The organism is Streptomyces sp. NPDC051963 (assembly GCF_044593495.1).
Lineage (GTDB): Bacteria > Actinomycetota > Actinomycetes > Streptomycetales > Streptomycetaceae > Streptomyces.
Window position 1 is genome coordinate 89,603 of record NZ_JBIUCC010000017.1, and the last position, 12,050, is coordinate 101,652.

Genomic DNA, 12,050 nt, shown 5'->3' on the forward strand with positions numbered 1-12,050 from the left:
GTGAGCGAGCCGTGGGCAGCTGATCTCGGGGAGCACGCCGACGACCCGCCGGTGATCGTGTTGTACGGGCCGCCGGGCGCCGACAGGTCCGTGCTGGCCCGGAAGACGGCGCAGGAGCATGCCTCGGCGCACCGTCTGTCCGTGCACTGGCTCGACCTCGACAACCGGTCCGCCGATCCGGAACGGGTGGCACTGCGGCTGTGCCTGGCCATGGGAGAGTCTCGACTCCGTCTGACTGACGGACTGTTGGACATGCCCTCCGCGCATCCGGGCGGCGATGCCGTGTGGGCTTGCAGGGAACGTCTGCGGTACGAGTCCGCGGTGATCGTCCTCGACGATCTGCCGGTCGGCCCGCTGGGCGAGGGACTGCTGCGGATGGCCGCCCGGTGGGTCGCGGGCACGGACGGGCTCGTACTCGCCACGTCCTTGGCACCCCCCGCCCAGGCGGTCGGCGGTCCGCGCGTGCTGAGCCGGAAGGTGACCGCGGGGGTCGAGGAGGCCGCGGACCGGGCCGTCGTGAGGCGCGGTCTCGCACAGCTCGAACCCGAGGAAGCGGACCTCTTCCATGCCCTCGTGGCATGGGAGGGAGCCGAGTTCTCGGCGGACTTCGCTCCTCGCGGGGAGCTGACCCGCACCGAGTGGCGCGAGACGCTCGACCGGTTTCTCCGCCATCGTTTCCTGCACCAGCCCCGCGCCGGCTGGTACGCGATCCGTCCGAGCGTGCGCGCGCGTCCCACCCGTATTCACGGCCGCCACTGGGCCGAGGAGACCAGCCGACTGCTGGACTCCGCACTCGCCGATTCCTTGCTGGACGTTCCCGGCATGCTGGCAGACGCGGCCGAACCCTACGTCGACCTCGCGTTACGGCTTCTGCGCGCGGACGATCCCAACGCCCCGCGCTTCACTGTCCGGCTGGCGCACCAACTCGTCCTGGAGGACGCCGGGATTCCGCTGCTGATGCTGCGGGCCGGGCTCCGGGAGACGGACAGCTCACCGGACGCGCTGAGGATCCCGTTCGCCATGGCCGCCAGGCGGGAGGGAAAGCTGCAGGAAGCGGCGGAGGTGCTGACGGGCATCGGCACCCCGGAGGCCGTCCGCGAACTGGCCGTCACCGAGTACCACATGGGCCGGCTGCTCCAGGCCGAGGCCACGCTGGACACCCTCCCGGCCGATGTGCTCGACGGCTGGGCCCTGCACACGCGTGCGGCGATCCGCATCGACCGGGGTGAGCCGAGCGACGTCGGCCGGTTGCTGCGCCGCGCGATCGAGACCCACCAGGTGCGCGGCGACATCTCCGGCGAAGCCTGGGCCGTCTTCCACTACGGGCGGCTGCGGTTGATGCGGGGTGACATGGAGGAGGCCCGCAAACGCCTCGAAGCGGCCTGGCACATGTTCCGCGACGTGGGCGACGTGGTGGGTACGGCGTGGGCGCACACGGAGCTGTGCCGGGTGGACCTCCTCGTGCGGGGCCCGCAACCGGACGTACTGCGAGAGCTACAAGCGCTGCCCGGGGCTCACGAGAAGCACGATGACGTGCGCGGGGCCGCTTGGGCGTGGCTCCTGCTCGGGGTGGCCCACGCGGATGCCCACCATGACCGTCGTGCGGCACGGGATGCTCTGGACCGGGCGGCCCGCCTGTTCGAGGATCTGCCCGACCTGCTGGGCTCTGCCTGGACGGCGCACCATCGTGGAACGCTGTCGCCCGGCCCCGGCAGGAGCTCTCGGGTCCCGGACGAGTTCACACGCGCCGGGTGCAGCAACGGAGAGGCCTGGGGGCTGCTCGAAACGGCGCTCCGGAATCGCGACGCGGTGAAGTCCCGACCGCTGCTCGACCGTGCGGCCCGGCTCTTCGAGGCGATCGGCGATGTCGCGGGTGTGCAGTGGGCGGCTGTGGGCGAGGACGGCACGCTTCCGCTCCAGGTCCTGCGCAGGCTCGCGGATTTCTACCCGCGCCATGTCCTCGCCGGCGTCGAGGGGCGTACCGGCCTGCTCATGGCTCCCCACACCATCCGCCATCTCGTCCCCGAACCCGGCGTCTTCACCGACCGCGCCCAACCCGAGGACCTACGTCCCGCCGCCCACGTCCGTCTCACGCTCCTCGACGACTCGCCCGCCGTCGGCTCGGCGGCCCGCGTCACCCTCCGGATCGAGACCGACCCGGAACACCCTTGGACCACCCCTCCTCTGACGGCTCGTGCGACCCCCTTGACGTACGCCGAGGTCGAACCCGTGCACGCCGTCCCGGTCGACTCGACCACGCTCTTCCGCTTCACTCCCCGCATCGTCGGCCACCACCGCATCCGCTTCACCATCGAGGACGCGGAGACCAGCACGGTCCTTCAGCAGATCGAGACGGACATCGACGTCACCCGCACCCTCGAGGGCGCCCCGTACCTGTCGTCCGCACCCGGACGGAGGGCCTGACCAGGTGGCCCGCGAACTCCCCGTCCGTATCGTCCAGGATCCGAGCCAGGGCTTCACCCGCCTGCCCGCCCGTGTCCCGCCCCCGGACCTGGTCATCGGGCTCGACGTCCATGGCGAGGACCGGATCCTCGCCCGGATGCACGGCCCGGCGGTGCCCGCGCTGAGCGGCACCGAGCACAAGACGTTCCTGGAGGCGTCACCGACGGAGGTACGTTCCGTCACCGCGCGGCTGCGCCGTCTGTGGCGGGAGGAGTTCGTCGCAGTGGCGGCGCTCGACGCGTCGGGCCGCTCCCTGCACCCGTACGCGACCCTCGTCGACCTGACCGGCGAGCCCCAGGACGAGCTGCTGGCGGCGGTGTCCCAACTCGCGGCCTACGGCACCCAGTTGTTCCTGGACGTACTGCTCGGCGGGGTCGGTGAGCCGGTCAAGCTCTTCCGCGGCTTCCTCATCGAGGCCCTGCGCACCGAGCCCCCCCTGCGGGTCCGTTTCGACTCCGATCTCTTCATTCCCTGGCCGATGCTCTGCCTCCCGCCCGACGCGACGGACGAACCCGGGCTCCCCGGCGTCTTCCACCGCTTCCTCGGTCACCGTCATCACATCGAGCAGACCGGCGGCTACTACGCGGGCATCGCCGACACCCGCGAGCATCTCCCTCCCGCCGTCCCGGCCGTGAGCCTCAACCACGACACGCATGTCGATCCGAGGGGCAGAACCCGGGCCGCCGAGGTGGCGGAGCTGCTCGCCCGCAACACCACCCTCGCCGAGCGGACCACCCGCAGGGAACTGGAGCAGGCCCTCGCCGACTCCTCGCTGGACGAGCAGCTCATGTACTTCTGGTGCCACGGCCACTTCGAGACCGCCGAACCCGAACCTCCGTACCTGGTCGTGAGGTTGACCGATCGGCGTCCCATCGACGCCTACACGGTCCGCGCCCACCGCCCGCCCCGCACCGAATGCGCCCCCTTCCAGCCGTTCGTCCTGCTCAACGCCTGCTACGCGGGCCTGCCCGGCAACGCCGACCTCGCCTATCTCGGACGGGCGCTCATCGAGACCGGTGCGCGCGGCATCCTGGGCCCGCAGTTGGAGATGCCGCAGGCCTTCGCCGCCGAGTACGCCCTGGAGTTCCTGACCCGCTATCTGCCCGGCACCGAGACGGCGGGCGCGGTCGCCCACGCCGTCGCCCGGCACTTCGCCGACCACCTGCGCAATCCGCTGGGTTTCGGCTACGCCCTGCACTGCGGCATGGACGCCCGTCTGGAGCGGGCCGCGCCCGAGGGGACGCCCGCATGATTCCGGACGCGCACGTCGTCGACCTCGACCCGGACGGCCGGCTTCTGGAGGACACCGCGCGGGGGCCGCGCCCGGTCCCCGAGGACCGTCTCGACGACCACTTCGCCGAGGAACTCGCCCCGCCGAGCTGGGCCACCGATCTGCTCGTCTACGTACACGGCTGGCAGACCAGGCCGGACGCGGCACTCACGGCCGGCCGGCAGCTGCTGACGCTGGCGGCGCAGCAGTACACCTCGTACCCCCGCCCCTACCGGCGCCTGGAGTCCTGGGTCCCCTGGGTCCTGGTGATCCGCTGGCCCTCGCGCTCATGGCCGTCCCTCGGCGGCTACCGCCGTATCCGTGACCGGGCCCATGCCATGAGTACGCGGGGCCATGCGGCCCGCGTCATCGGCCGTCTCCTGGGCTGTCTGGACGCCCGTCGTCCCGACCCGGCCGCCCCGCCTGTGCTCGCCAACCGGGAGGGGCAGTATCTGCACCTGGTCGGCCACTCCTTCGGCTGCCGCTTGCTGTGCGAGGCGGTGCAGTGGGCGGCGGGCGACGAGCCGCTCACCCTGGGGTGGAGCACACCGCGGCCGCACGGGCGGCCGTTCACCGTGGACTCGATGCTGCTGTTGCAGATGGCCGCGGGCCGGGACGCCTTCGCCGCCACGTTCACCGCACTCGCCGAGGCACCCCTGCGCGGGCCGGTGGTCGCGACGTACTCACAGCACGACCGCGCCACCGGGTTCTGGCATCTGCGGGCCGAGAAGCGGGCGGGCGTCGGACATGCCGGTATCGGCACCGCTCCGGTGCCGGTGTCGGCGATCCGGATGCTGCCGCCCGGGGAGCCGTATCCGCTCGCGGCGCTCGACCACCGCTTCGTCAGCGTCGACGCGAGCGACGTCTTCGTCCGCGGGCGCGGTCCCGCGGGTGCCCACTCCGACCATCTGCGGCCGGAGTCCGCCCATCTGCTGCTGTCCCTGGCCGACCACTGCCGGTGAGGGCGGACGGGCTCCGCGCGGGACGTCAGCCCTGCTACTCGGCCTTCGGTCCGGCCGGGGCGGTGGCCTCGGAGCCGGCCTCCGCGGTCCCCGGTTCCCCGGACTCCTTGAAGGTGACCCGGCCCATGTGGCGGGTCATCGACTTCATCAGGGCCCACACCGCCAGGGCCATCGCCGCGAAGACGATGAACCCGAGGACGCCGGGGGTGACCTTGTCCTCGTCGACCTCGGCGGCGAGGGTGGCGAGGTGTGTCATTGCCTGGCTTGCGCTTGCGCTCATGTCAGGCATTGTCGCGGATGCCCGCGAAGAGGTCGTCCTCGGGGAGGGAGGTATCGACGAAAGACCTCGCGAGCTCGTACTCCTCGGTCGGCCAGACCTCCTTCTGGAGATCCAGCGGCACCTTGAACCAGCCGCCGTCGGGGTCGATCTGCGTGGCGTGCGCGATGAGCGCCTTGTCGCGGATCTCGTAGAACTCGGCGCACGGCACATGCGTGGTGAGCGTGCGGTCCTTCATCTCCGAGTCGTCCCAGCGCTTGAGCCAGTCCCCATACGGCGAGTCCAGGCCGCGCTCGATCAGCGCGTGGTGCAGCGCCTCGGTGCGCGCGCGGTTGAAGCCCTGGTTGTAGTAGAGCTTCAGCGGCTGGTACGCCGGACCGAACTCCTGCTCCGGGTACTTCTCGGTGTCCGCCGCGCTCTCGAACGCCACCATCGAGATCTTGTGGGTCATGATGTGGTCGGGGTGGGGGTAGCCGCCGTTCTCGTCGTACGTCGTGATGGCCTGCGGACGGAACGAGCGGATCTGCTTCACCAGCTCGCCGGCCGCCTTGTCGACGTCCTCCAGGGCGAAGCAGCCCTCGGGGAGGGGAGGCAGCGGGTCGCCCTCGGGCAGGCCGGAGTCGATGAAGCCGAGCCACTCCTGCTTCACGCCGAGGATCTCGCGGGCCTCGTCCATCTCCTTCTTGCGCACCTCGTGGATGTGCTCCTCGATGTACTTGTCGCCCTGGAGCTTCGGATTGAGGATGGAGCCGCGCTCCCCGCCCGTGCAGGTCACGACCAGCACGTCCACCCCCTCGGACACGTACTTGGCCATGGTGGCCGCGCCCTTGCTCGACTCGTCGTCGGGGTGGGCGTGAACGGCCATCAGTCGCAACTGGTCAGTCAAGACTCAATCCTCAAGTCAAGTCGGCGCCCGGTGTGTGGGGGCGCAATCGGAGGCTTCTATAGTGACCGAATCGGAGGGCGAAAAATTCCGGAGCCCCGTCCCGGAGCCCCATGCGGGACTTTCGTCCCGTCCCCCGGCGAGAGGACGATCATGAGCACGGCGAGCACGCGGCTTCCCGAGGGCCGCTACGGCCGCTCCTCGGACGAGCGTGCCGACCGCAAGCTCAGGGTCGCAGCCCTGGTGCTGGGCGCGGCGCTGGTCGCCTTGATCGGGTATTTCGCGTACTACTACGTCGGCCAGAACAAGATCAGCGCCGAGGTGATCGAGTTCGATCACACGAAGAACACGGTGCAGGTGCATCTGGAGGTGCACAAGGACGCCGGTACCGACGGCTACTGCACCGTGCGCTCCCAGGCGGAGAACGGCGCCGAGGTCGGCCGGGCGGACTTCCACTTCGACGGGGACGCCACCCGCATCGACAAGGTCGTCACGCTCCGTACCACGTCGCAGGGCACCACCGCGGAGCTTCTGGGCTGCCACTCCGACTGAGGTCACTCTCAATACGTAGTGGCTGACCTGCGTTGACGTGATTCTGATGCCTTATGTCCTCCCCCTTCCGCCGCTGAATTGTTAGGCTCGTGGTTTCGCCCCTCCGAGAAGGAACATTCTTCTGGGTAGGGCGATGCTTTGTATTCCCAGTACCTACGAGGAGCACCTGTGACCCAGACCAGCGAGAACGTCACCTGGCTGACCCAGGAGGCGTACAACCAGCTGAGGGCCGAGCTGGAGTACCTGTCTGGTCCTGCGCGCACGGAGATCGCCGCCAAGATCGCGGCCGCGCGCGAGGAGGGCGACCTGCGCGAGAACGGCGGGTACCACGCGGCCAAGGAGGAGCAGGGCAAGCAGGAGCTCCGTGTGCGCCAGCTGACCCAGCTCCTGGAGAACGCCAAGGTCGGCGAGGCGCCGGCATCGGCGGACGGTGCGGTGGCCCCCGGCATGGTCGTGACGATCGCCTTCGACGGCGACGAGGACGACACGACGACCTTCCTGCTCGCCTCGCGCGAGTATGCGAGCGCCGACATCGAGACGTACTCGCCGCAGTCCCCGCTGGGTTCCGGCGTGATCGGCCACAAGGTCGGCGAGGATGCGGAGTACGAGCTGCCGAACGGCAAGCTGGCCTCCGTGACCATCCTCAAGGCCGAGCCGTACAACGGCTGACCCGGTCGGATCGCCCACCCTCAGGACCGGATTTTTCGACGAGCCCCCGGCTGCTGCCCTGAAGCGCCGGGGGCTTCGTCATGCCCGGTCGGGGTTCATCCCTGTGCCGCTCAGGCGGTGGCCGAGCGGTACTTGCGCACCGCCAGCGTCCGGAAGACGACGATGATCAGGACCGAGTAGATCAGCGACGCCCACACCGGGTGCTGCATGGGCCAGGCGTCCGAGGTGGAGACCCCGGGGTTGCCGAAGAGCTCGCGGCAGGCCTGGACCGTGGCGCTGAAGGGGTTCCAGTCGGCGACGTGCTGAAGCCAGGGCGTCAGATTGCCGGAGTCCACGAACGCGTTCGAGATGAACGTGACCGGGAAGAGCCAGATCAGTCCGCCGGAGGTGGCCGCCTCGGGCGTGCTCACGGAGAGGCCGATCAGCGCGCCGATCCAGGTGAACGCGTATCCGAGCAGGAGCAGCAGCCCGAAGGCTCCGAGCACCTCACCGATGCTGGTGTGCGTGCGCCAGCCGACCAGCAGGGCGACGATCGCGAGCACGAGCAGTGTGAGCGCGGTCTGCACCAGGTCGGCGAAGGTCCGCCCGGTCAGCACCGCGCCCCGCGCCATGGGCAGGGAGCGGAAGCGGTCGATGAGCCCCTTGTGCATGTCGTCCGCGATGCCCGCGCCGGCGCCCGCGGTGGCGAACGTGACGGTCTGGGCGAAGATGCCGGCCATCAGGAACTCGCGGTAGACACCGGAGTCCGTGGTGCCGCCGATGTTCATGGAACCGCCGAACACGTAGCTGAACATCACCACGAACATGATCGGCTGGATGAGTCCGAAGATCACCATCTCGGGGATCCTGGACATCCGGATCAGATTGCGCTTGCCGACCACCAGCGAGTCCCGGAGGGACTGGCCGAACGGGTGGGCGGGGGCCGCGACGGGCGCGGCGTCCGTGACGGCGCTCACTTGGCTGCCTCCTTCTTGTTACGGCGGTCCTTGGGGCCCTCGGTGGCGGTCCCCTCGTCCTTGACCTCCGCCACATGGCCGGTCAGGGAGAGGAACACGTCGTCCAGGGTGGGGCGGCGCAGGCCGATGTCGTCGATCTCGATGCCGCGGACGTCCAGTTCACGGATGACCTCGGCGAGGAGCTTGGCGCCGCCGGTGACGGGCACCGTGAGCTTGCGGGTGTGCTCCTCGACGGTGGTCTCGCCCTTGCCGAAGCCGGCGAGCACCTCGACGGCGGTGGTGATGTGCTCGCGCTCGTGCACCACGACCTCGACGCGCTCGCCGCCGGTGCGGGCCTTGAGCTGGTCGGAGGTGCCACGGGCGATGACACGGCCCTGGTCGACCACCGCGATGTCGTGCGCGAGGTGGTCGGCCTCCTCCAGATACTGGGTGGTCAGCAGCAGCGTCGTACCGCCGGAGACGAGCTGTTTGATGACCTCCCACAGCTGCTGGCGGTTGCGCGGGTCGAGGCCGGTCGTCGGCTCGTCCATGAACATCACGGGCGGCGAGACGACCAGGGCGGCCGCGAGGTCGAGGCGGCGGCGCATGCCTCCGGAGTAGGTCTTCGCGGTGCGGTCGGCGGCGTCCGCGAGGTTGAACTGGTCGAGCAGCTCGCCGGCCCGGGCCTTGGCGGCCTTGGCCTTCATCTGGTAGAGCTGGCCGACCATCTGGAGGTTCTCGCGGCCGGTCAGGTATTCGTCGACCGCGGCGAACTGGCCGGACAGGCCGATCGAGCGGCGTACGGCGTCGGGGTGCTTCAGCACATCGATGCCGGCGACGACCGCGGAGCCGCTGTCGGGGCGCAGCAGGGTCGTCAGACAGCGGACGGTCGTCGTCTTGCCCGCGCCGTTCGGCCCGAGCAGGCCCAGCACCGTGCCCTCGGGGACATCGAGGTCGACGCCGTCCAGTGCCTTTACGTCACCGAAGGTCTTTACCAGGCCTTCGGCATAGATGGCGCCTGGCATGTGAGTTCTCCACGTCGTTGGGGACAAGTCAGGGGTTTGTCAGTTCGAGTTCTTCGAAAAGACTGGGTATGCGCGCTTTGCTTTCCGCCTGATGACCGGTCGGCGGCGCCTGTCGAGTGACCCGAGACACACCATAACGCGATGTATCGCGTCTCTCAAGGGATTTACTCGGACGAGTGAGCGACCGGCTCCGACCTCAGCCGATGACCGTGTAGCCCGCCTCACGCAGGGCCTGGCCAACCTCGGTGCAGTGCTCCGTGCCCTTCGTCTCCAGGTGCAGTTCCACCTCCGCCTCCGTGAGCCCGAGCCGTGGATCGGTCCGTACGTGGCTCACATCGAGGACGTTAGCGTCCACCACTGACAACACCCCCAGCAGCGTCGCGAGCGCCCCCGGCCGGTCCGTCAGCCGCAGCCGTACGGCCAGGAAGCGGCCCTGCGCCGCCATGCCGTGCCGCAGGACGCGCTGCAACAGCAGCGGGTCGACGTTGCCCCCGGACAGCACCGCGACGACCGGGCCCTCGAAGGCGCCGGGATCGCTCAGCAGCGCCGCGACCGGGCTCGCCCCGGCCGGTTCGACGACCAGCTTGGCCCGCTCCAGACACAGCAGCAGCCCGGTGGCCAGCTCATCCTCGGTGACGGTGCGGACTTCGTCCACCAGATTTCCGATGATCCCGAAGGGCACGTCGCCGGGCCGCCCGACCTTGATGCCGTCGGCCATCGTCGCCGGCTTCTCCACGGCCACCGGCCGCCCGGCCGCCAGCGAGGGCGGATACGCCGCCGCGCCCGCCGCCTGCACGCCCACGATCCGTACGTCGGGACGCAGCGCCTTCACCGCGACCGCGATGCCGGCCGCGAGCCCGCCACCGCCGATACCGACGACGATCGTGCGCACCTCGGGGCACTGCTCCAGGATCTCCAGCCCGACCGTGCCCTGGCCCGCGATGACGTCCGGGTGGTCGAAGGGGTGGATGAACACCGCGCCCGTCTCGGCCGCGTGCCGCTCCGCGGCAGCCAGCGTCTCGTCGACCACCTGGCCGTGCAGGCGCACCTCGGCGCCGTACTCCCGGGTGGCGCTGATCTTCGGCAGCGGGGCACCCTTCGGCATGAACACCGTGGAACCCACGCCGAGCAGCGAGGACGCCAGGGCGACGCCCTGTGCGTGGTTGCCGGCGCTCGCGGCGACGACACCGGCCGCCCGCTCCTCGGGCAGCAGCCCGGCGATACGGACGTACGCGCCGCGCAGCTTGAACGAGCCCGTGCGCTGGAGGTTCTCGCACTTGAAGTGCACCGGAGCGCCGACCAGCTGGGTCAGATGCCTGCTGCCCTCCATCACGGTCACCCGCGCCACGCCCGTGAGCATCTTCTGGGCGCCGCGTACATCGTCGAGGGTGACGGGCCACAAGGAGTCAGCCGTGCTGTAGCTCATGACTCAAGCATCGCAGTTCACAGCCGCGGGACTGAGCTGTGACCAACCTCCGAGACCGGTTTGCGCAGCGCCGGTACGACCCGCCGCCCGGCCGCGTACCCTGTCCCCCAACCCAGCACCCCTTTCATGAAGTGAGCCCCCGGCCATGCCCACAACACCTGAAATGTCGATGGACATGACGACCGTCGGTGACAGCGGTCTCCTGGACGCGCTCCAGCACGAGGTGGCGGTGTTCGCCCGCCGTGCCGAGCAGACCCGGCTCGGCGGCGTCGGGCAGGTGCGCAACTCCATGGACCGCGCCGCATACCTGCTGCTCAACCGTCTCGACAAGGAAGGCCCCATGGGCGTCAAGGCGCTCGCCGCGAGCATGGGGATCGACTCGTCCACGGTGACCCGGCAGGTGGCACCGCTCGTCGACACCGGGCTCGTCAAGCGCACCTCTCATCCGGAGGACGGACGGGCCGTGGTGCTCCAGCTGTCCCCGCGCGGACTGTCGCGGCTGGAGGAAGTGCGCTCGTCACGGCGTCAGTTGATGGACGAGCTGACACACGACTGGACGCCGGAGGAGCGCGAGGCGTTCTGCACGCTCCTCACGCGCTTCAACAGCGCGCTCTCCGCGCGGATGGCCCTCCAGGGCCTGCCGGGCGCCGAGCCGCCGACGGCCTCCTGAACCGCGTACCGCCCTCTGCCGCGCCGCGTCCACGCGCGCGTGCCGCCTGAGTCTTGACCGTGGGGCCACCCCTGGCCTCATATGAGACCGGGGCCTCGTCGTCGTACCCGGCTTCGCCGGCCGTACGTGGCCCGGACCCCGTCATTCCTCAGGGGCGGGAGGCGTGGTGCGACAAGGGCAGGCGTCCCAGGGCGCCCGCCGGGCCCGGGAGTTCGAGGCGTTCGTCGCGGGCGCGGCAGGGCGGCTGCTGCATGCCGCCACGCTCCTCACGGCGGAGGCCCCGGGCGACAACCCACGCGCGCGACGCCTGCTCACCCTGGCCCTCGCCCACACCTACGCGTCCTGGGACCGGCTGCGCGGCGAGGACCCGTACGACCGCACCCGCCTGTACCTCGCCACCCGCTTCGCGCGCGGGGCCTGGCACCAGTACGGCGGACTCGGCCGCGCCCGCCCGCACCCCGGCAGCCGGCTCGCCCACCTCACTCCGCAGGAACGGCTGATCCTGGTCCTCAGGCTGTACGAGGGGGTCGCCGAGGAGCAGACGGCGGCACTGCTGGGCCTGCCCACGGAACGCGTCCGCGCGATCTGCAACCGCGCGACGACGACACTGCTCCATCCACCACGCGGACCGGCACCTGCGGCCCTGGGAGCGAAGGTGACGCAGTCATGATCCGCCCCGATCGTGAAGCCGCCGCACGGCAGCTCCTGGAGCAGAGCCCGCCGCCCGTGCCGCCCGAGCTCTACGCGGACGTCGTGCGGCGCGGCGGCCGCATGCTGCGCCGCAGGATCGTGGCCCGGCGGGTGATGTGGCTGCTGCTGTTCGCGGCGTCGGTGGCGTTCCTGGTGTGGGCGCTGACGGCCCGCCCGTGGGTGGAGCCGCCGTCGGAGACGACTCCACCGCTCACGGGCTGGTGACCC

At 70.4% G+C, this 12,050-nt stretch carries 13 protein-coding genes; 8 read left to right on the forward strand and 5 right to left on the reverse strand.

The features are described from left to right. Genes ACIHFB_RS44185 through ACIHFB_RS44195 form a run of 3 tightly spaced genes read left to right on the forward strand, consistent with a single transcriptional unit; the run spans position 1 to position 4,695 of the window. On the forward strand, positions 1 to 2,424 hold the full coding sequence (locus ACIHFB_RS44185) for a hypothetical protein (protein WP_365284124.1): 2,424 nt from the start codon (positions 1 to 3) through the stop codon (positions 2,422 to 2,424). Positions 2,425 to 2,428: 4 nt separating this feature from the next. Then, positions 2,429 to 3,715 carry a CHAT domain-containing protein gene (locus ACIHFB_RS44190; RefSeq protein WP_400129819.1) on the forward strand — a complete coding sequence of 429 codons (1,287 nt, stop codon included), beginning with the start codon at positions 2,429 to 2,431 and terminating at the stop codon, positions 3,713 to 3,715. Beyond that, on the forward strand, positions 3,712 to 4,695 hold the full coding sequence (locus ACIHFB_RS44195) for a hypothetical protein (protein WP_365284120.1): 984 nt from the start codon (positions 3,712 to 3,714) through the stop codon (positions 4,693 to 4,695). The genes ACIHFB_RS44190 and ACIHFB_RS44195 overlap by 4 nt, the downstream gene beginning before the upstream one ends. A 34-nt stretch (positions 4,696 to 4,729) precedes the next feature. Here ACIHFB_RS44195 and ACIHFB_RS44200 read toward each other — a convergent pair whose 3' ends face one another. Further along, on the reverse strand, positions 4,730 to 4,984 hold the full coding sequence (locus tag ACIHFB_RS44200; RefSeq protein WP_365284118.1) for a hypothetical protein: 255 nt from the start codon (positions 4,982 to 4,984) through the stop codon (positions 4,730 to 4,732). Next, entirely contained in the window at positions 4,977 to 5,837 is an 861-nt protein-coding gene (gene mca / locus ACIHFB_RS44205) for a mycothiol conjugate amidase Mca (RefSeq protein ID WP_365284563.1), read from the reverse strand. The genes ACIHFB_RS44200 and mca overlap by 8 nt, the downstream gene beginning before the upstream one ends. Positions 5,838 to 6,008: 171 nt before the next feature. Between mca and ACIHFB_RS44210 the strand changes: the two genes are divergently transcribed. Together ACIHFB_RS44210 and greA are read left to right on the forward strand one after the other, a co-directional pair. Beyond that, positions 6,009 to 6,407: a DUF4307 domain-containing protein gene (locus ACIHFB_RS44210; RefSeq protein WP_365284116.1), complete on the forward strand. Its 399-nt coding sequence runs from the start codon at positions 6,009 to 6,011 to the stop codon at positions 6,405 to 6,407. A gap of 168 nt (positions 6,408 to 6,575) precedes the next feature. After that, entirely contained in the window at positions 6,576 to 7,076 is a 501-nt protein-coding gene (gene greA, locus ACIHFB_RS44215; protein ID WP_365284114.1) for a transcription elongation factor GreA, read from the forward strand. A gap of 110 nt (positions 7,077 to 7,186) precedes the next feature. On the opposite strand, the gene ACIHFB_RS44220 is transcribed toward greA, so the two are convergent. The 3 genes from ACIHFB_RS44220 to ilvA form a co-directional block, all read right to left on the reverse strand. Further along, positions 7,187 to 8,032, reverse strand: coding sequence for an ABC transporter permease (locus ACIHFB_RS44220; RefSeq protein ID WP_365284112.1), 846 nt, complete (start codon positions 8,030 to 8,032; stop codon positions 7,187 to 7,189). Next, entirely contained in the window at positions 8,029 to 9,036 is a 1,008-nt protein-coding gene (locus tag ACIHFB_RS44225) for an ATP-binding cassette domain-containing protein (protein WP_365284110.1), read from the reverse strand. The genes ACIHFB_RS44220 and ACIHFB_RS44225 overlap by 4 nt, the downstream gene beginning before the upstream one ends. A gap of 196 nt (positions 9,037 to 9,232) precedes the next feature. Next, a complete protein-coding gene (gene ilvA, locus ACIHFB_RS44230; RefSeq protein WP_400129820.1) occupies positions 9,233 to 10,462 on the reverse strand; it encodes a threonine ammonia-lyase in 1,230 nt (409 codons plus the stop codon). Positions 10,463 to 10,625: 163 nt separating this feature from the next. Between ilvA and ACIHFB_RS44235 the strand changes: the two genes are divergently transcribed. The 3 genes from ACIHFB_RS44235 to ACIHFB_RS44245 all read left to right on the forward strand — a co-directional run bounded on the left by ACIHFB_RS44235 (position 10,626) and on the right by ACIHFB_RS44245 (position 12,047). Continuing rightward, positions 10,626 to 11,132 carry a MarR family transcriptional regulator gene (locus ACIHFB_RS44235; protein ID WP_365284561.1) on the forward strand — a complete coding sequence of 169 codons (507 nt, stop codon included), beginning with the start codon at positions 10,626 to 10,628 and terminating at the stop codon, positions 11,130 to 11,132. Positions 11,133 to 11,298: 166 nt separating this feature from the next. Next, positions 11,299 to 11,802 carry a sigma factor-like helix-turn-helix DNA-binding protein gene (locus ACIHFB_RS44240; protein WP_365284106.1) on the forward strand — a complete coding sequence of 168 codons (504 nt, stop codon included), beginning with the start codon at positions 11,299 to 11,301 and terminating at the stop codon, positions 11,800 to 11,802. Beyond that, positions 11,799 to 12,047, forward strand: coding sequence for a hypothetical protein (locus ACIHFB_RS44245; RefSeq protein WP_365284104.1), 249 nt, complete (start codon positions 11,799 to 11,801; stop codon positions 12,045 to 12,047). Before ACIHFB_RS44240 ends, ACIHFB_RS44245 begins: the two co-directional genes overlap by 4 nt. The last annotated feature ends 3 nt before the right edge of the window (positions 12,048 to 12,050 follow it).